Source organism: Lysinibacillus capsici (genome assembly GCF_003367505.1).
Taxonomy (GTDB): Bacteria; Bacillota; Bacilli; order Bacillales_A; family Planococcaceae; genus Lysinibacillus; species Lysinibacillus capsici.
This window is the reverse complement of the sequence record NZ_PXXX01000031.1, coordinates 41,479-60,184: the sequence shown is the minus strand read 5'-3', so window position 1 is coordinate 60,184 and position 18,706 is coordinate 41,479. Positions and strand designations below refer to the sequence as shown.

At 36.0% G+C, this 18,706-nt stretch carries 22 protein-coding genes; 13 read left to right on the top strand and 9 right to left on the bottom strand.

Annotation, left to right across the window (positions count from 1 at the left end):
- Window positions 1–100 precede the first annotated feature (100 nt).
- The 3 genes from C7B89_RS22420 to C7B89_RS22410 are packed head-to-tail and all read right to left on the bottom strand — an operon-like array spanning window position 101 to window position 1,844.
- Window positions 101–1,237, bottom strand: coding sequence for a zinc-dependent alcohol dehydrogenase (locus tag C7B89_RS22420; protein ID WP_054549299.1), 1,137 nt, complete (start codon window positions 1,235–1,237; stop codon window positions 101–103).
- Window positions 1,238–1,259: 22 nt separating this feature from the next.
- A complete protein-coding gene (locus tag C7B89_RS22415; protein ID WP_048394572.1) occupies window positions 1,260–1,622 on the bottom strand; it encodes a spore coat protein in 363 nt (120 codons plus the stop codon).
- A gap of 12 nt (window positions 1,623–1,634) precedes the next feature.
- A complete protein-coding gene (locus C7B89_RS22410) occupies window positions 1,635–1,844 on the bottom strand; it encodes a hypothetical protein (protein ID WP_016993944.1) in 210 nt (69 codons plus the stop codon).
- Window positions 1,845–2,752: 908 nt separating this feature from the next.
- On the opposite strand from C7B89_RS22410, the gene C7B89_RS22405 reads away from it, so the two are divergent.
- Complete coding sequence (locus C7B89_RS22405; RefSeq protein ID WP_112118773.1) at window positions 2,753–3,361, top strand: YpjP family protein; 609 nt, start codon at window positions 2,753–2,755, stop codon at window positions 3,359–3,361.
- A 408-nt stretch (window positions 3,362–3,769) separates the two neighbouring features.
- On the opposite strand, the gene C7B89_RS22400 is transcribed toward C7B89_RS22405, so the two are convergent.
- The 3 genes from C7B89_RS22400 to C7B89_RS22390 all read right to left on the bottom strand — a co-directional run bounded on the left by C7B89_RS22400 (window position 3,770) and on the right by C7B89_RS22390 (window position 7,699).
- Window positions 3,770–5,272 (bottom strand): SH3 domain-containing protein, encoded by a 1,503-nt coding sequence (locus C7B89_RS22400; protein WP_115674632.1) that lies wholly within the window; start codon window positions 5,270–5,272, stop codon window positions 3,770–3,772.
- Between the two features lie 1,333 nt (window positions 5,273–6,605).
- Window positions 6,606–7,043, bottom strand: coding sequence for a carboxymuconolactone decarboxylase family protein (locus C7B89_RS22395; protein WP_054549283.1), 438 nt, complete (start codon window positions 7,041–7,043; stop codon window positions 6,606–6,608).
- Window positions 7,044–7,057: 14 nt separating this feature from the next.
- Window positions 7,058–7,699, bottom strand: a complete 642-nt coding sequence (locus tag C7B89_RS22390; RefSeq protein ID WP_054549282.1) for an FMN-dependent NADH-azoreductase — start codon at window positions 7,697–7,699, stop codon at window positions 7,058–7,060.
- A gap of 170 nt (window positions 7,700–7,869) precedes the next feature.
- On the opposite strand from C7B89_RS22390, the gene C7B89_RS22385 reads away from it, so the two are divergent.
- The gene (locus C7B89_RS22385) at window positions 7,870–8,370 is read left to right on the top strand and encodes an RrF2 family transcriptional regulator (RefSeq protein WP_115674631.1); all 501 of its coding nucleotides are present in this window, start codon (window positions 7,870–7,872) and stop codon (window positions 8,368–8,370) included.
- A gap of 147 nt (window positions 8,371–8,517) precedes the next feature.
- Here the strand turns inward: C7B89_RS22385 and C7B89_RS22380 are convergent, their stop codons facing one another.
- Window positions 8,518–8,931: a gamma-type small acid-soluble spore protein gene (locus C7B89_RS22380; protein WP_066036862.1), complete on the bottom strand. Its 414-nt coding sequence runs from the start codon at window positions 8,929–8,931 to the stop codon at window positions 8,518–8,520.
- A 194-nt stretch (window positions 8,932–9,125) separates the two neighbouring features.
- Here C7B89_RS22380 and C7B89_RS22375 point away from each other — a divergent pair, with 194 nt between their 5' ends.
- The 3 genes from C7B89_RS22375 (at window position 9,126) to C7B89_RS22360 (ending at window position 11,737) form a co-directional block, all read left to right on the top strand.
- A complete protein-coding gene (locus tag C7B89_RS22375; protein ID WP_048394548.1) occupies window positions 9,126–10,022 on the top strand; it encodes a TetR/AcrR family transcriptional regulator in 897 nt (298 codons plus the stop codon).
- Window positions 10,023–10,755: 733 nt separating this feature from the next.
- Window positions 10,756–11,202 (top strand): HTH domain-containing protein, encoded by a 447-nt coding sequence (locus C7B89_RS22365; RefSeq protein WP_115674630.1) that lies wholly within the window; start codon window positions 10,756–10,758, stop codon window positions 11,200–11,202.
- 157 nt (window positions 11,203–11,359) lie between these two features.
- Window positions 11,360–11,737, top strand: coding sequence for a hypothetical protein (locus tag C7B89_RS22360; RefSeq protein ID WP_048394545.1), 378 nt, complete (start codon window positions 11,360–11,362; stop codon window positions 11,735–11,737).
- A gap of 81 nt (window positions 11,738–11,818) precedes the next feature.
- On the opposite strand, the gene C7B89_RS22355 is transcribed toward C7B89_RS22360, so the two are convergent.
- Window positions 11,819–12,472: a FusB/FusC family EF-G-binding protein gene (locus tag C7B89_RS22355; RefSeq protein WP_115674629.1), complete on the bottom strand. Its 654-nt coding sequence runs from the start codon at window positions 12,470–12,472 to the stop codon at window positions 11,819–11,821.
- Window positions 12,473–13,588: 1,116 nt separating this feature from the next.
- Here C7B89_RS22355 and C7B89_RS22345 point away from each other — a divergent pair.
- Together C7B89_RS22345 and C7B89_RS22340 are read left to right on the top strand one after the other, a co-directional pair.
- Entirely contained in the window at window positions 13,589–14,236 is a 648-nt protein-coding gene (locus C7B89_RS22345; RefSeq protein WP_115674627.1) for a class I SAM-dependent methyltransferase, read from the top strand.
- Window positions 14,226–15,209, top strand: coding sequence for an HD domain-containing protein (locus tag C7B89_RS22340; RefSeq protein WP_115674626.1), 984 nt, complete (start codon window positions 14,226–14,228; stop codon window positions 15,207–15,209). The genes C7B89_RS22345 and C7B89_RS22340 overlap by 11 nt, the downstream gene beginning before the upstream one ends.
- Before the next feature lie 14 nt (window positions 15,210–15,223).
- Here the strand turns inward: C7B89_RS22340 and C7B89_RS22335 are convergent, their stop codons facing one another.
- Window positions 15,224–15,520 (bottom strand): hypothetical protein, encoded by a 297-nt coding sequence (locus tag C7B89_RS22335; RefSeq protein ID WP_081977528.1) that lies wholly within the window; start codon window positions 15,518–15,520, stop codon window positions 15,224–15,226.
- A 187-nt stretch (window positions 15,521–15,707) separates the two neighbouring features.
- On the opposite strand from C7B89_RS22335, the gene C7B89_RS22330 reads away from it, so the two are divergent.
- The 6 genes from C7B89_RS22330 to C7B89_RS22305 all read left to right on the top strand — a co-directional run bounded on the left by C7B89_RS22330 (window position 15,708) and on the right by C7B89_RS22305 (window position 18,664).
- Window positions 15,708–16,241 carry a hypothetical protein gene (locus C7B89_RS22330; protein ID WP_115674625.1) on the top strand — a complete coding sequence of 178 codons (534 nt, stop codon included), beginning with the start codon at window positions 15,708–15,710 and terminating at the stop codon, window positions 16,239–16,241.
- Window positions 16,242–16,275: 34 nt separating this feature from the next.
- Window positions 16,276–16,674 carry a MarR family winged helix-turn-helix transcriptional regulator gene (locus C7B89_RS22325; RefSeq protein WP_036219134.1) on the top strand — a complete coding sequence of 133 codons (399 nt, stop codon included), beginning with the start codon at window positions 16,276–16,278 and terminating at the stop codon, window positions 16,672–16,674.
- On the top strand, window positions 16,674–17,021 hold the full coding sequence (locus tag C7B89_RS22320) for a DUF3147 family protein (RefSeq protein WP_016993931.1): 348 nt from the start codon (window positions 16,674–16,676) through the stop codon (window positions 17,019–17,021). Before C7B89_RS22325 ends, C7B89_RS22320 begins: the two co-directional genes overlap by 1 nt.
- Before the next feature lie 15 nt (window positions 17,022–17,036).
- Entirely contained in the window at window positions 17,037–17,522 is a 486-nt protein-coding gene (locus C7B89_RS22315; RefSeq protein ID WP_115674624.1) for a GNAT family N-acetyltransferase, read from the top strand.
- Between the two features lie 47 nt (window positions 17,523–17,569).
- Window positions 17,570–18,034 (top strand): hypothetical protein, encoded by a 465-nt coding sequence (locus C7B89_RS22310; RefSeq protein ID WP_054549271.1) that lies wholly within the window; start codon window positions 17,570–17,572, stop codon window positions 18,032–18,034.
- Between the two features lie 123 nt (window positions 18,035–18,157).
- The gene (locus C7B89_RS22305) at window positions 18,158–18,664 is read left to right on the top strand and encodes a hypothetical protein (protein ID WP_115674623.1); all 507 of its coding nucleotides are present in this window, start codon (window positions 18,158–18,160) and stop codon (window positions 18,662–18,664) included.
- The last annotated feature ends 42 nt before the right edge of the window (window positions 18,665–18,706 follow it).

Sequence of the window (18,706 nt, the reverse complement as noted above, 5' to 3'; positions counted from 1 at the left end):
AGAATCACTTTCAGAAGTAATACATATAAATATGTACCCCTAGGTCAATGAAAAAGGTACTTTTGCAATGCAGAGACAAAAGTACCTGAAAACTTCTATATTAGGGTTTTAAAACCACTTTAATGCAACCTTCTTGCTTTGTATCGAATATTTCATAAGCATGTTTTGCTTTTTCAAGGGGGAGTACATGTGTAATGATATCACCGACATTCACTTTTCCTTCAGCCATTAAGTTATAGACATGGGGCATGATATGAACAACTGGAGCCTGTCCAGTACGAATCGCTACATTGCGTTGGAATATATCTCCAAGTGGGAAGGCGTTGTATCGACCGCCGTATACACCGGTAATTTGGATTGTTCCTCCTTTACGTACCGCTTGACTGGCTGTGACAAGGGCTCCCATAGCACCACCTTGAAGTTTTACCCCACTTGCAAGAAATTCTAAAGGCGTCATTTTTCCGCTCATCCCTACACAATCAATGACAACGTCTGCACCACCCTTGGTAATCTCTTTCAAGTACTCACCACAATTTTCATGGTCTTCAAAATTAACGATTTCCACGTTATTTGTCTTCTTTGCATGTTTAAGACGATACCCGATGTAGTCAACTGCGATTACTCTTTCTGCTCCTTTCAGCCAAGCAAATTTTTGTGCTAGCAGTCCAACAGGTCCGCAGCCAAGAATAATAACAGTATCTCCTTTCTTTACACCAGCATTATCTACACTCCAAAAAGCAGTAGATGCGGCATCAGCAAGGAGAACAAGACTTTCATCAGGAACTTCTGATTTCTCTGGAATTTTGAAAGGGATAAAATTACCATAGGGCACTCGCATAAACTCTGCCTGTCCTCCTGGAAAACCGCCTGTTGTGTCTGAATAACCAAAGTAGGCACCCATTTCGCCATTATCGTTTGCATTATCACATTGACTTTCCAGATCATGATTGCAGTACCAGCATTCCCCGCATGCAATATTAAAAGGAATGACAATCCGGTCACCCTTTTTAACCTTCGTCACATCTTTTCCAACTTCTTCTACAATACCCATTGGTTCATGACCAATGACATAATCTTGTCCAAGATTCGGAATCATACCATGAATCAAATGCAAGTCTGACCCGCAAATGGCAGTAGTGGTTAAACGAACAATAATATCATCGGCTTTTTTTATTTTAGGGTCTTGTACTTCTTTAACCTCAACATTTTTAACACCTTGAAAAGTGACAGCTTTCATTTAAAAAATCCCTCATTTTCGTTTATTTTTTCGGTGGGGTAGGGAACATTCCTTTTCGATTCATATCTTTAGGGAATAAATCCAACTGGGCAATACTAATCGCATTTTCTGCTGATTTAATATCCAGTTCCTTTTGACCTGCAAGATCATAAGGTTTCAACCATTCTTTTTTTACCATCAGTTCAGAAATTTCGAAATATAAATCGACCATGACATCCAGCTGAGTTCTCAAGATTTTCTGAAGAGCAGGAGAAGCTGTTTCTGTTAAGGCAATTGAAAGATTACGAATACCTGTTTTGGTTGTAAGTAAAAACTCAAGAGCAATCCCCGAATCAGTTAGTTCAGGCATTCCAACTGAATTTATAGGATCTAAATAGTCTTGCATACAATTGTCCTCCTAATATTCCAATTCCGATTTTGAGTAGAGCTTAACCATAGCAGTGAGTGCCGGGGTAGATAATTTTACATTTTTGTCCAATAACGCTCTTAAATCATCATCAAAGACCACACCTTGACTCAGCTTCGATTTAAGTAAACTAGTTGTCATAAAGTTAATGACTTCATGAAATTCCATGGTTTCATGAAGTGCTAATTTTTTCTCAAACACGTAATTCGCACCTCCATAATTTTCTTTAAAAAGTCTTCCCTGTAGCAAGTCTATTTATGCAAATTCGCATTGGATTAAATCTAAGACTATATTGATAGCTAGAATCTGATTTAAAGTTGAATTTCCTCCATTCTTTTCACTCAACCCATTTTTTACATTACCTATGTGAAAATCGTAATACCAATATTCAAGACGAATGTGGGATGTCAATTGCAAATCATTGGTTAATTTTTTACACAAAAAAACGCTTGAAACCTTATGAAAATTGGTTTTAGGCGTTTTTCTCTTAATGGGTCATTTAATGGAAGAAGGGAGCAACACTTTTTTTAGATAAATTTATACAAAATTGGTTATAAAAAAGGACCTTCAGTCTCTATAGCTGTCAGGTCCTTATTTTTTATACTATTTCATTTGTTTTTTAATATCTTCTACTTTGGTAAACCTCAAGACAACAAACAAGCCCAATAACTCTGGATATAACGCTTTGAGCTTCAATGGTTCATCATCTTTTGAATGCAACCATAAATTTGCTTAACACGCCGCCAAGAATTATTGACATTATATTATTCCCAACAAGCCAACTGTGTGCATGCATTACTATACATTGTAATGTAAAGAAAAATAAAAAACCCCAAAAGCTGCATATAACAGGCTTTTAGGGCTTTGTAGGGTACATATTACAAAATATAAAAATTAGTCCGTGAAACATAAAGATGATAAGTAACCTAACATTAATAAAAGACCAATACCCATTGCGATGCTCATGCTTTGTACCTCCTTTAAAAAAACGACACATTATTCATAAATATTGTACAATGAATTATAGAAATATGAAACCTTTTAATGGCGAGAACGTATATAATAATAGGAGAATTACCAATTTGTACATAAAGAGTAGGTGACAATAAATGAAAACGTGGGTTAAGAAAAGTATAGTCATCATGGTTGCGTTTTTAACATTTGGTTTAATAACGCCTACACATGAGATTTGGGAAGCATTTGATCAAAATCCTTCGAACCGTGCATCCATCGGCCCTTCATCAGGGACAAGCACTGCTTTAGCTGCTGAACATGAAAATAGCGGTGACGAGCAGCTACAGATACAAGAGGAAGCGATTGATTATAATGCCTTACTTGTAGATGCGGCTAGAGAACAATCGTACATAAAATTTGGCACAAAAATTGGTCCAAAAATTAGCAATGAATTCGACAGCATCATCTTCCCTAAAATGGAGGAAGCCATTGCAATGACAGTGGCTAATCTTGATGATCAAACTGCTGCATCTTTAACCATCTCTGAAAGGCCAAGTGGTAATTACGGTGAGAAAATTTTCAATGTCATCAACAATGAAACAGGCACAGATTTAATTCGTTTCCATGTGCGCACAGAAAAAAGACCGCAGGAAGGCTACTACTACAACTTCCATTACCACAGTGTCGAGGACAACTTCATGGCACACAACAACCTTGGCGATATCTATTGGGAAAAAAACACACCACCGAAGTGGTTGTCATAATAAGTACGAAACACTCGTTTACATGACGAGTGTTTTTTTGTGAATATCTCAGCGTTTGTAAAAAGTCATTGAGTTATAACTTTTAATTTTTCAGAGTGGGGGAGGTAGGGGAAAGCATGTATCCTAAAAAGTACCCCAAATTTTTAATTTTTTGATTTTCTTAGATTTATCAATTGAATTGTAGCGATAGCTGATATCAATAGCTACATTGAGCACTCTCGATTGAAGGTGCTTTCCTTCAATTTGAACAGGACTTGTGTTTATGATTGATTACCCGATATGCAAGTCCCTTTGTTATGCTTTCACAGCCTCTCCCGTAACTCCACATAGGGCTTTATAGCACCATTTAGAGAACCATATAAAAGAAAGGTGACTTTTAAAGTCACCTTTTCACTTAAAGATAGCAATTTATTTATTGAATATTTGCTCATAACGGTGGAAGAATGCCACAGCGTGCGCTCTTGTTAGAGAATCATTTGGTTTAAACTCTGCATCCGTTTTAGTAGTTGTTAAATCGAAGTCACGTAGAAACTGGATGGCCTCTTTCTGAGATACTGTTTTTCCATAATGCATAGATGCTAGGATACGAGCAAAATTACCACGTGTGATGTCTTTGACTGCATATACCTGTTTAGACGCTGATATACCACCTAGCGTTGGTAGAGCGTACTTACTTGCTAGTTGATAGTTTACATCTGCACTCCATGAAGAACTAGGTTTTGTTGAAGCTAATTCATCAGACTTAAAGTAACGGAAAAGTACAGATAACATCTGATTTTCTGTTAAATTCGTGTTTGGTTTCAGTAAGTTTTCGTATTTCTTTGTTGCAGGGTTGTATACGTTTGGATAACCGCTGATAAGTCCTTTGTTTACTGCCCATTGAAAATCCTCTGCCCAGTACTGGTCTGCCTTGTAATCAGCGAACTTTGATACATCTATACTACCTACTGGAGTAGTAGGAGGTGTAGTTGTTGACGCTGAGTAGTTTAAATAACTTGATGCTACATACCCCTCTGTCCCGTCATTTCTTTTCACAGGATACCAAACAAAATGGTTTTTCTTCGTTGATACGGCTTCATATTCAAAAGGGCCCGTAATAGTAACAATTTCGCCTGTACGTAAAGTACCCATAGAAGGACTATCCGTAGTAGGTCTTGTCCTAACTGTTACATTAGTTGTTGCACTAACTTTTTGATTTGTTTTAAAAAAGTACTTTGATTTTGTTAATGGTAAATCAAAATCATAGTTCATCGCTGAAAATTTAATATTTTCCCTGCTGTTAGAGTCATATTGAAAATGTTCGCGTGTAAAAGGCAGCTCTGTTAAGTCTATTAATTCTAATCTCTCAATAATTCGGAGAATTTTTTCTTGATAGGCATTTGCATTTCTTTCCCCAGTTGCTTGGACAAATGGACTATTTACCGGCTTAGTACCGTTATAAGCCATGATAGCGAAGTACCAATGTTCCAATATATCTCTTTCCCCACTGTTGATGCTAGGCAAATCCTTCCGCTTAAACATATCATCTAGAGTCTCCACACCAGCTCGAATATTATAGACAATATCGCTTTTTAGTCTATCTTGATTGTAGTCAGCTTGATTTGTAATTTGCATAATGCCAATTCCATTATCAGCTGTCACAATCGCTTTACCATTCATATCGAAATGACGCCAATTTCCACTTTCACCTTCCGCTATTGCCTTCACAATTTCAGGAGGAACATTATAACTCAGTGCTGTTTCGGTTAACAAACAGTTCATTGTGGAATAATCAGGGTTGACCTTCGATGCCGAATCATACTTACATGTATTTGCAATATCATTAGCTAATACATTTTTATCTATATTTATAGTTAGAGAGAGGGCACCAATGACAATACCACTAATTAATGGTTTCAATATCTTTTTCATATCTGGTTATTACACTTCCTTTCATATTTTCCAAAGTTAAAAGATTCAGATATATGTTATCATAAACCCAATATTTGGGATAGGGGTAATATTCAATGTTTCTTTCATTTAACAGAGTAGAGTGATCTGATAGTCCTAATATATTGATTTGGTGAAAGGGTTGTAAATAGTGAGTCCATTGAAACAAGCCCAAGCCAAATCTATATCTACGCCGCATCTGCGGAAGATGTATTTCCTCTGAGAACCGACCTGAGAGCAGTCCATGTAACCAAGTAGTACGTCTATCTAATACTCGGTTCGTCTGAGGGCTGTTCTGAGAAGGTAGACAAGAGAACAAGCACACCAACTAATGATGTGCTACCACAATCTCATCATAACTTTTTTATAAGCTTACACTTCTCTACACCAACATTTGTAAACATGTTACACTATAGCGAACAACGGATTGTTCAGTTATTTAACTAACAGATGCTTTAGTAAATGAAGAAAAGGTTCTACATATTAGTCATATCTAATGTGTAGAACCCTTTAACTTTCTATCTTTATTGAAATTAGGTCTTGATAAATCGAATTATTGGATAAATATAAGCACTTTAAAATCACAGATGCAGTTATCTTAGGTTAAAAGAAAACCCGTTTACTATGCTGGTGGGCAAACAATTAAGTAACGATAAGTATCAACCACTCACAAATGTAGAATTTGGATTCAAGCCAGAGGAAAAAACTGCATTCAGGGAAATAAAATGAATTTAAGTTAAGTACCCCCAAAGGAATATTAAAAAATATACAAAAATATTATAATCTAAAAAGCACGATAAGCTATGAATACTTGATATTAAAGTAATCTAATAAATAAAAACTAAAAGATACAAACTCACTTAGACTCTGGGAAAAAACACACCACCTAAGTGGTTGTCATAATAAGTATGAAACACTCGTTTACATGATGAGTGTTTTTTTCGAAAATAAAATACATACTGAGAGAGACAAGGGAAAGTATGTACTCCGAATAACTTAGATATCTAGGATTGCATTGTCATTGAAGGTATTTAAAATCAACCTACTCAACAGGAAATAATTATTGTCCCATCCTAAAATGCCTTCTGCCAGTATTTCAAAAGGCAAGGAAAATGAAGAAATCAGTCGCTTGATGGAGGAATGTGGGATTGAATTTGTCTTTTCTTGCGCTTACCCGGGAAATTTTTTTATTGCCTAAACAAACATTTGAACATTTTGTTAAAGGGAGATAGGGGGGACTGACAAATGAAAGTACGACTCCAATTGATATCAAACTACTATAAGAAAAATAGCTACCTGTTAAGGCAGCCATTTATTATTCCGCAACATTGCCCATAGCAATAGAAATTCGATTCCAACTGTTAATTTGATTAATCAAGATAACCAAATCGACATAAGCCTTTTCATCAAAATGCTTGCGCACACGCTCATATAATTCATCAGGAACGCGTTTTTCTGGAATAAGCGTAATATGTTCCGTTAATTCTAATGCTACTTTTTCAGCATCTGAATAAAAAGTACATTCTCTCCATGCGCTAATGCAGTATAAGCGCTGTTCAGTCTCCCCCATTTTCTTCGCATCAGCAGTGTGCATGTTGATGCAATAGGCACAGCCATTAATTTGAGAAGCTCTAATTTTAATAAGCTCACGAAGCTTTCTCTCAATACTACTTTTTTTAGTGTATTTTTCCATTTCCATCATTATCTTCATAGCATCTGGTGCAATTTCATAATAATTCATACGTTGTGTCATTGTGAATCCCTCCATTATTTATTAGCTAATTCAACGGATAATTGATCCGCTTGATAAAGTGCATTTTGCAAGACATCTTCTGTATTCAATAAGGCTGTTCCTTGGACACGAAGAATATTAAAATCTTCTATTCCAAGAAAGGCAAACATTGATTTAAGGTATTTGTAGGAATACTCCACTTCGGTATACCAATCGCCATTTGTATAAATTGAACCACTTGCCTGTATGAGGATCATGCTCCTTCCATCATTTAATAAGCCCACAGAACCATTTTCCGTATATTTGAATGTTTCTCGCGCAATTAGAATGTTATCCATATAATCCTTTAGCTTTGAAGGAATATTAAAATTATGCAAAGGCATTACAATTAAATATTTATTAGCACTTTTAAATTGAACTAAAATTTCATTCATGCGTTCCAAAACTTCATTTTCTTCGTGTGTTAAAGGATCTCCATTTCGTGAATGTTCCCAGCCACTTAAAACAATCTTATCTATCATCGGAACAACGTCTTCATATAGATTAATTTGCTCAATTACTTCATCATCCTGTTTATTTTCTTTGTATGTCCCTAGAAAATGATCTAATACTTGAAGGCTCAAAGATGTCTTTGACTCCACTTCAGGGTGTGCATTTATCACAAGTAGTTTACGCATAAAAATCCTCCAGTTAAATAAAGTTGTTACTAATCGTCGATTGATTTTATCGTTGATTAACTTTGTCTACAATATACGCTTTTCATTTTCGTTTGTCAAACTGATTCATTTATGTATAGCTAAAATGTGTTACTATCATGGTAAGCAAAATGTTTTAAGAGGGTGGAATAATGAAATATAGTGTGATGGTTGAATATGCCCTACACAGTCTTGTTTATTTAATTGATGTACCAAAAAATGAAAGTATAGGAATAAAGGATTTATCAGAATTTCAAGGATTATCGGAGACCTATCTTTCAAAAGTTTTAGGGAAATTGTCCAAGGAAGGAATTGTTAGCTCGGTATCTGGTGTAAAAGGGGGTTATCGACTCAATAGAAAACCTGAAGATATTACATTTTGGGATGTTGTGCGAGCTGTTGAAGGTGAAGATCCGATATTTCAGTGTAAGAATATTAAAGCGAATTTTGCTTATCAAAATAAAAACCAAAAGTGTGAGTCTTGTTCAAGTCAATCGAACTGTACGATCAATAGTGTCATGCTGGAAGCGGAAGAACACATGCGAAATTATTTAAGAAGCAAAACGATAGCGTGGTTAGAAGAAGAATTACTGCGGACTCTACCAAAGGAGCAAATAGAAGAAGCAAAAAATTTTTTTAAAAAAACAATTTGATAACTTGAATCGAATCATTTTCGATGTATGTAAATTCGGTTTACCTGAATGAAAATCTAAAGCGGGAATTTTATCCTGAAGGAATTAACCAAAATTGTGAAAAACAAAAAACCGGCAAGGATGCCGGCTGCGGATGTTGAATGAAAGCTATTTTGAATTATTTTCGTTAGCAAATTTACCAGAAGCAAATTTTTTGTTTGCTTCAGCTTGTTGAATTTGTTGTCTGATTTGGTTAACATCAGTTTCATTCCCAAATTCAACGTTCGTTGACTTCATTGCATTCATAGAACCAGAAGCCTGTTGCTTTTTAGCTTCAGCTTGTTGGATTTGTTGTCTGATTTGGTTAACATCAGTTTCATTCCCAAATTCAACGTTCGTTGACTTCATTGCGTTCATAGAACCAGAAGCCTGTTGCTTTTTAGCTTCAGCTTGTTGAATTTGTTGTCTGATTTGATTAACATCAGTCTCGTTCCCGAATTCAACATTCATTGAATTCATTGCGTTTGGAGCTGCATTAGGAATTTTTGAGTTGAAATTTTGGTTGTTGTTATTATTCGCCATTAAATATCACCTCCTGAAAAGTAGTGTGTGCAGAAGGTTTTTTACTATCCATACATTTTAGAAAAACCTAACCGATTTGGACTGGCACTACAGAGTGAGGACCTCTAGTATCAAATTTGCATAGTTTAAGAAATCTAGTTTTCCTAGTATAATTGTAGTAAGTTCGTTATTGTGTTTAGAGATTGGAGAAATGTATGAAAGATCGTAAACAAATCGTTATCGAATCAACATTACAATTATTTACTGAAAAAGGGTATCAGCATACATCGGTTCAGGATATTTTAGATAAGGCAAATATTTCGAAAGGTACATTTTATAATTATTTTTCATCTAAAAACGAATGCCTGAAAGCCGTATTAGAGCAAAATCGTCAAGAGCGAAATGTTTTAAAAGAGGAAATTTTAGTTGGTAAGAAAAAAGATGATGTAGACGTTTTAATTGAACAATTAATCGCCACATTAAAAATTAAAGAAAAATATAATTTAATGCCATTATTTCGAGAAATCTCCTTTTTGCATGATGAAGAGCTGCAAGAAATTCTTGCGGAACATCGCTTTCATGAAATCACCTGGTTAAAAAACAGATTCTATGATATTTATGGAGAAGAAGGAAAGCACTATTATTATGAGTGTGCGGTCGTCTTTTTTGGCACATTCCAATATTTATCTTTTTATTGGAATTTGGCTACTAATATGACGATAGATCTAAAAAAAGTGGTTACTCGGTCATTGAAATATGTAGAAAGTTTTCTGCCAGAAATGATTAAGAGTGGAGAAATTCTATTAGAGCCACAGGAAATGTTTTTATTAGAAAAGGATCTAGCCTATAAGTCCATTACTAGTAAAGAAATACAAGAGAAATTAGAGAAATTTTGTAAAAAAATCTCGACAATCGAACTTCCACAAAAATCACTCGAACTCTCTAGCTTACTTTTGGATGAAATGAAGAGAGAAACACCCCGCATGAGTGTTTTAGAGATCATGCTACAGCCATTTCGTGCTTCTTTCGCTGAAACGATTTATAAATATGAAGCTGAAGAAATAGCCAACCTTTTCTGGCTCTTTATGAAGATGAAAAACAGCAAGTCATAAATGAATGATTGAATAACTAGACCAGCTTTTTAGCATAAAGTTGGTTTTTTCTTTTGTATTCGCTGGCTATTAATACTAGTGAGGGCATTAAGTTTTTTCATTCTTTTGTCAGTGAATATTCGATACTTGGTGGAATCGTGTCATTTTTCATAAAGCGGAAATAATAAAAGTATACATTTCCCACCAATTATACTTTGTTCTATAATTCCTACCCAATTCATGTTGAAACCGTATTAAGACACAACAAGTAAGCTCACCATAGACGACAATACATTCTCGGTTTAAGTGAATTACTAATTCAGGAAGTGTTATAATAATTTTACAGATTGTGGAGGTGGAGAGAGCTGGTGAAGGAAATAAGAGAACTATGGATGATTACATTTAAAATATTTTTAGAATTAATAAGAATTATTATCCTTTTTTCCATTATTGGATGCGTGATGTGGGGAGGCGCCAGGCTTATTTATACCTCTTTTGGAATAAATGTTGATGGTTCATACGCTGGGTGGCTGGGGGAATCGCCATATATAGTTTATTGTTTGTCCTCTATCGTAATAAACTGCAGTTTTCGGGATTTTATAATGGTCCATATCGCCAAAAATTATCCCCTACAACCACTACCATTTTTATTACGATTTCCGTTTTTTTATTAATACTGCCACTTTTTTGGCGTCCTCATTTTTAATATAGTTTCATTTGATACATAAAAAAGAATGAAAAGAGGGTTACTACTGTGAAAGAATGGAAGGATAGGGCAGAAGTATCTTTTGTCACGGATATTTCCCGATTCGATTACCTGAGACAGCAAATTCAAGAAGTGGCTGAAAAATTCAGTTTCAATCATCAGCAACTTGCGAAAATATTTGATTTACCAATGAATGAGCTGGATAGTTTATTGAATAACAAGGGCAGCATCACGACGGAGCAGCTAGATAAGATTGAACAAAAAATAGTTATGTTATGTGTTGGCTTTGAAGGCTTTGATGCAAGGGAAAGAGCCGCATTGCTTTTGAATGACCTCATTAAGGAATACATGTTTTCAACGGCTAGTGTCGCGAAAATGATTCATGTAGAGGAAAAGGACTTAATCGATTTTAGACAAGAGATATCGATCGATAAGAACGTAGAATTGAAAATTTGCGTGAATAGTATCATGCTTCATTTTGTATTACATGACTAATGACAAGCCCTGGTATTTTGGACTAAATCATTCACGAAGGATAAATAAAAAATCTTCTCTTCTTCGCTGACATTCTTCATCACTTCCACGATTTCCTTCATACATAGTAATGATGAGAACCACACACATTAACCTCAAAAAGTATGGGGGTTCCAAAATGAAAAGTGCCAATAAAGTGTATGTGCTTTTATTTATCGTAGTTTTCTCATTTTCTTCAACCGTATATGCAGAAGAAAATAAGGAAGGTATTCTTGTATACCATGTGAAATATGATTATGAAGCTATAAGTAAATTTTTGGGCATGACAGTGCAGGAATACGACCAAGAGTGGAGGAAAGGTCTTTCGATTGCAGAGATGGCGGAGAAAAAAGGAATTGCTAGAAGAGATGTAGAAGGCTATTTTTATCAATTTCATTATGAAGAAATGCAAAAATGGCGAAAAAAGGGTGTCATGTCGGAGAAACACTATTTCCATCTTGTGTACGGATTAGCCGATGAAATAGAGGAATTTATTGATCGTAATCCCAACCGATAACTTTTTCTAAACCCGAAAAGTTAATCTTTTAAAGTTAAAAGGCAGAAATGTTGTTTGCACAACATTTCTGCCTTCGTTCATTTATTTTTGTGTAATACGCTCGAAAAACTCCAGTGTTCTGTTCATATCCGTAACATGTTCATTGCATGTTTGACTATCTGCACAAATGTAATTACTGTGGTTGGTAAACGTGCCAACCACCTGTCCTTTAATGGACGTAGTAAATAAGCCTACATCTGAATGGCGATTACAGATAGCGCAAATGCCGCGAACCGTGTTATTGGCAAATATCCCTTTGATCCCTTTTAGCTGCCCATTTTGCTCAAGGACAACATACTTTCGATGTGTGCCAGCATCATCCCAAGCAAGATAACAAATTTGCTGAAAATCGAGTGCTTCTAGATTTGGTAGCTTGAGCTTCTTTTCTTTTTTAAATAAGGCTTTAAGCGTACTAGCGGTCACCGGCTTGAACGGGATGACATATGGTTTTAATTGCTCTAAAAATGCATCACCTTGTGCACGATCTGTGACAGTAAAAAGCTGTTCAATCAGCATTGTTTCTGCTGCTGATAATGCTAATTTTGTCGTTACCTCCGTATCAACAAGGCCACGTACTGCTAGGATAACGTTTTTATCCTTTGTTGTTGTCAGTGCATGTAAAATTTTATTTAATTGCTGTTCTAGTAAATGATAGTTGGCAACCGTTAAAAACGGCTGAATTGTTTGTTGTTCCATTTGAAATCTCTCCTGTTTATTAGGCTATTTGTTTACTTTTTGGCCTAAAGAGATCATTCAATTTCTGTTAGTTTATAACTTAATCTTGACCTCTTTGACCTAAAGAAGTCGTTCTAGAGCATGCATTACAAGTGAATGCGATCATTTAGATCCCTCCTTTAAAGAAAACGTTGATTTATATGGGTTTTACATGAGGTTTTATAATAGGTTGAATTAAACAGGCGACCAAAAAGCGACCAATCTACATTAATTTGTTAAATATCTTCAAATCGTTGGCTTTATCTTCATCAGTCAGGTGACCATAAGTGCCTATAGACATATTAACATGTGAATGTCCTAATTGCTCTTGAATTGTTTTGAAATTACTCCCTTTACAATGGTATAAGATGCAAAGGTTCATGCAAATTTATTAGACGAAATTGTTTGTCTATAATCAACATTTCCATCTTCATTATATGCAGGACACTATTTATTTTTCTTTTGTTAGGCTAATTTTTGTAATCTTGATGTATAAGAATTAGGATTGATTACTTAAGTTTAATGAACTAATTATATTTCTACCATAAAAAAGAATAAAGTAAATTAGTGTAACATTTATAAAGAAATAAAGTATATTAAAGTGAATTTGAGTAATGCCATTTATAGTAAATAGAGCAATTGCGGATGATAACTCATTCTCACCGATGTAACTTATAAAGGGGAATGGGGCTCCAAATTTGTTAGAACCAAAAGATGCAAAGAAAATGGACATTAAGCTCATTATAATGCTAATCCATAACAACGCCTTTTTGTTTGTACCTTGCATTAAGTCATCTCCTTTTATATTTTAACTACCCAGTATTATTATATCGTAAAAAGTTGAATGTGGTAATATTTTGGTAATTTATAATAAAATATTATCCAGAATGTTTATTGTAATTTTTATACATATTGATATTATAACAGCTTATGAAAATTTGAAAATTGATAAAGCACTGTTTATTTTCTGAATTGTTGGAAAGGTAATAAATTGGTATAATGGACTGAATTGGTTAATGAAGGGGGATTTATGATGAAACAGATGACTGAACGTAAATTAATGAATGCTTGGAGAATTTATACATTGTAGGAGGCACTATGCTATTAAATAAACAAGGTTTTGATTTATGGGCCGATGGATACGACCAAACGGTACAACACAGTGAGGAAAAGTATCAATACCCATTTGCAGGCTATAAAGCGATTTTAAATAAAATTTTCAATGAAGTGATGGCTGTTCCCGCTTCCACAGTTTTAGATATTGGCTTTGGAACAGGGGTATTAACGGCGAAGCTTTATGAACAGGGGCATTCGATTTATGGCTTTGATTTTTCTGCGAACATGATTGCCATTGCCAAGGAAAAAATGCCAGAGGCTCACTTAATGGAGTGGGATTTAATGAATGGCTTGCCACAGGAGCTATTACAGCAGCCCTATGATGCGATTATTAGTACGTATGCGCTCCATCATTTTACAGATGAGCAAAAGTCTTTGTATATCACACAATTATTACAGCACCTATCACCAACAGGGAAAATTTTAATTGGCGATGTAGCTTTCCAGACAAGAGAGCAGCTGGAGCAATGTCGTCAAGATAGCAAGGGATACTGGGATGAGGATGAATTTTACTTTGTCCATGAGGAACTAAAGGTCGCCTTACAGGAAATTTGTGAGTTAACATTTTACCCACTATCGCATTGTGGTGGAGTCTTTGTGATTAGTCGGAAGAATATAAATGCTGATTAGTGACCCCTTATATGGGGAGTTCGAGATAGATGGTTTGTTAGAGGAATTGATTGTAAGTAAGCCAGTTCAACGCTTAAAGGAAATTCATCAGGCTGGGGCAGGCTTTCTAGTAAATAGCAAGTGGACTATTTCAAGATTTGAGCATTCTGTAGGTGTCATGCTGCTTATTAGACAGCTTGGCGGTTCATTGCAGGAGCAGGTGGCAGGCTTATTACATGATGTGTCCCATACCGCTTTTTCCCATGTGGTGGATGTTGTCCTTGAAAATGAGGCGGAAGATTACCATGAAGCGATATTCATGGATGTTATCAAACTGTCTTCGATACCTGCGATTCTTGAAAAATATGGCTACGAGGTAGAGAACATACTAGATACATCCAGATGGTCGTTACTTGAACAACCTGCTCCAGCATTGTGTGCGGATCGTATAGATTATAGATTAAGAGATATGTATTTTTATGGAAATTTAGCCTTGGAAGATATCCAAAAATTTTTACAGGACTTATTCGTTTTTCAGGGGAAATTGTGTGTTAAAACGATTGAGCGTGCAGAATGGTTTGTAAAAATTTATTATCAGGAAGTGTTAGATTTTTTCTTGCACCCTTTAAATATCTATGAGACAAGTTCGTTAGCGAATGTATTAAAACTGTCGCTAGCAAAACAAATTCTAACGCTTGAAGATTTCCTAAAGACTGATCATGAGGTATTGCAGCAGATGAAGGCTTCACATGATCGAGACGTTCAAGCTCTTGTACAACAATTACATGAAAATGTAGAGGTAAGAGAAGAACAAGAGAATCATGACATTCATTTTCGCAATAAAGTGCGACTCATCGATCCAGCTATCTATCATCAACAGCGACTATGGAAGGCGAGCGAGGTATCTAACTATGTCAAAGCAATGAATGTCTCTGCTTTGGAAAGGTTTGAGCAGGGAGTTTATGTGAAAATAATCAATGAGGAGCTGTCATAGGACAGCTCCTTTCTTTAGGCAAACATGGATAAAATATATTTGCCAGAAAGCATAAATACGGCATAGACAGCGAGCGCACTCATAACGGAAATGCCTGGTTTAAACCAGCTTGTTAGGAGGAACGCGAGCACGGTAAATAACAGCATGCCAACCGCTCCAAATACCGTGTTTTGAAGAACAGTATGAAAGGTATCTTCTTTCATATTTTTCATTTGCATGCCCATATTAATGAGCGTCAATATCGGTAAGGCCGTAATAATACCTGATAAAAATAAATACTTAGATTGGCTAAGTAGTAGCGCTAGCACCATGATTGTGCCACCTACTAAAAAATAGAGAAAGTATAACATGGGATGCCCTCAATTAAATTCAGAATAGAGTAATAATACTGTAGAACGTAAGTGTTCACAAGTACCCATTGATACTATTTAGCAAGAAGCGCAGAAAGATAGATGTTTATGAAAAATAGATAGAATTTTTGAGAGGGGGTGAGTAGTAATGTCCATTCTATCCTTTATGCTTTTATATGTAGTAGGCATACCAATCTCTACGCTGCTGCATGAAATTGGGCATACATTGGGTGTTATAGTATGTTCAAAGGAACGAGTCCATGTTTATTTAGGTGCAAAACATCTTCCTGAAAACTTGCGTATAGGTCGTATACATTTCCATATTCGATGGGGATTGTTTGGCTTCTGTACCCCACAACAAGGGAGTAGCTTAACGCGCAAGCAGTCGCTAGGATTTATAGCGGGTGGCCCTATCATGACTTTAGCAGTATTACTTTTTGCCAGCTATCTAGCCCGTTATTTTGCTGCTTATGCAGGGATACACTATTTTTTCAATAGCCTTTTTTATTTGAATACTTTTCAATTTCTTGCAACAGCAGTCCCGCTAATTTATCCAAACTGGTATAAGCCCTATGCAGGTTTACCCTCAGATGGCTATCAGATGCTAAGCTTACTGAAGAAAATATCTGAAAATAAAAACTTTAACGAGGTCACTTTTAATATATCGTTGTATACGATATAATCGTTTTGAACGATATATTAAAGGAGTTATTACAATGATTAAAGATATAAATGATTATTTTACAACGATATTCTATCATCTACATACAACCCATGAAGATGTTATTTCCCATCAGAGTGTGCGTATTTTGCAAATGATACAAAAGGAAGAGGAAGTGACGGTGCGTGATATAGCAGGGTTACTAAATATTTCTCCTAATACGGCATCAGAGCATGTGAAAAAGCTAGAGCGTCATGGCTGGGTGATGAAGGAGCGTGCAAGTGACGACCAGCGTAAGGTCATGCTACATTTGACAGCAGAAGGGCTACAAGTGTTGAAGAAAAACTCGGAGCTAGATGATGATAAGCTACAGCATGCACTTAATCAGCTAACTGAGCAGGAACAGCAAGCCATTCTACAGGCGTTTCGACGTCTAAGTGAGGTGGCAAAATAATGTATACATTCTTTAAAATTTTGAGTTCAGCAGCTATCATTGGCGTTGTGACGGAGGTTGCACGACGATTCCCTACCTATGGAGGAATTATTGCTGCGTTGCCATTGGTGAGTATTTTAAGCATTATTTGGCTGACAGTGCAAAGTGAGTCGAGTGAGCATATTCAACGCTTTACGGTAGGCGTTATCGTTGGCTTGCCCGCAACGATGTGCATGCTATTTGTGATTTACATGGCGATGAAATCCTCTGTACATATTGTACTAGCTATTGGACTTGGTGTGCTATCCTGGGCTGTATTTTTAGGCATACAAAAAGCGATTGCAGGGGTTTTTCATATTTCCATTTAAGAAGGAGTTTATAAAATGACGATTATTGCCATACATCAACTACCAAAACGAACTGTAAGCGAATTTTTTCAGGAACATTGGGGTACGACAGAGATGGTCATTTCCAGTGGCATTTATGATTGTAGTGAATTAGCGGGCTTTGCTTTTATGAATGAGCAACAAATGATGATCGGTTTAATCACCTATATCATGCGGGAAGAGGACTGTGAAATCATTTCGTTAGATAGTACGGTTGAGGGGAAAGGTATTGGTTCTGCTCTTGTGAAAGCGGTAGAACAAGCAGCAATGGAGCAGGGCTGTACAAGCATATCACTTATTACAACAAACGATAATTTACATGCATTGAAATTCTATCAAAAACGAGGCTATTGTTTAATAGAAATACTGCGTAATGCAGTGGAAAAAGCAAGAGCCTATAAGCCTTCTATCCCACTCATTGGTAATGATGGTATTCCAATACGAGATGAATTACGGTTACAAAAACAACTTGACTGTCAATAAGTCAGGTTGTTTTTGTTATACTAGTTGGGAGGAAAGAGAGGGAAAGTATGAAAAAAATACTATTTATTTTAGTACTGAGTGTGCTAGTGGTCGGGGCAATCTTTATGATTTATCTCAAGAGCAATCCACCACTTGTTATTCAAAGCTATAGCAGCAAACAAGGCAATGAAGCAATCAAAATCATCGCACTTGAAAATACAGGGCTGCGTGAAATTAAGCTAAAGCAAATACTGGTGAATGATCAGCGTCCTGATAACACGAAGCTTGTAATAAGTATGTCAGAACCTTTTGAGGCGGAAACAAAGCTAGAGGGAAATGATCAACTATCTTTTCATAAATTAGCACAGCGAACGATCGTACCTCAAAGATACATAAATCAACAAGCTATTGGCGAGCAGCCACAGCATTATGCAGTACAAGTTCTAGCATCTAACAACCAGAAAGTAACGATACACTATGAATACTTAAAAATACCTTTTACGCTTACAGTTGAGCTTCAAGCCAACAAATAATCACTTTTTGTCTTATCCTTTATGCCTGTGTCAATTTCTAAGATTGTTTGGTGAAAAGCTCCTATCCCTCCTAGAACATGGTAATATTGTATTAACAGCAATTGTGATACTAGGAGGGACCTAATGGCATTTATCATCTTGGGTATAGTACTATTTATCTGTGTTATCACTGTGACATTAGTGTTTATGAAAAAGCTTTTAAAAAATGATATTATGCTTGAAGTGACAGCCACTTGTGAAGGAAAAAATGAAGACAATCAAGCGATTATGAAGATATATTTTAGGTATTCCATTGGACGTCTTGCCAGAAGGAAACGAGAAATGATAGGCAGTATTGAATGGTCTGAAGGGTGGATGCCTGTCAGCTATAATTTAAAAGAACATGGCGTGTATGATGAAGAACGACTTCTGTATGCAACGAATGAGCAAACGTATTCCACCTTTGAAATCAATGCGACGAATGCGCTTGATGAGCAAGGACGTGGAGAGGGCTACGTGGTCCTTGTATTAGCAAAGCCAAATACCTCTCATATGTCCCGAGCGGGTGTTATTCTCGCTGTGACAGCCAATATGGTTACATATCAATTATCAGACTCGACTAGCTGGCACAATGATATGCTAGCGAACTAGCTATCCAATGTATTGGATAGCTTTTTTGGTATTTACAAGTAA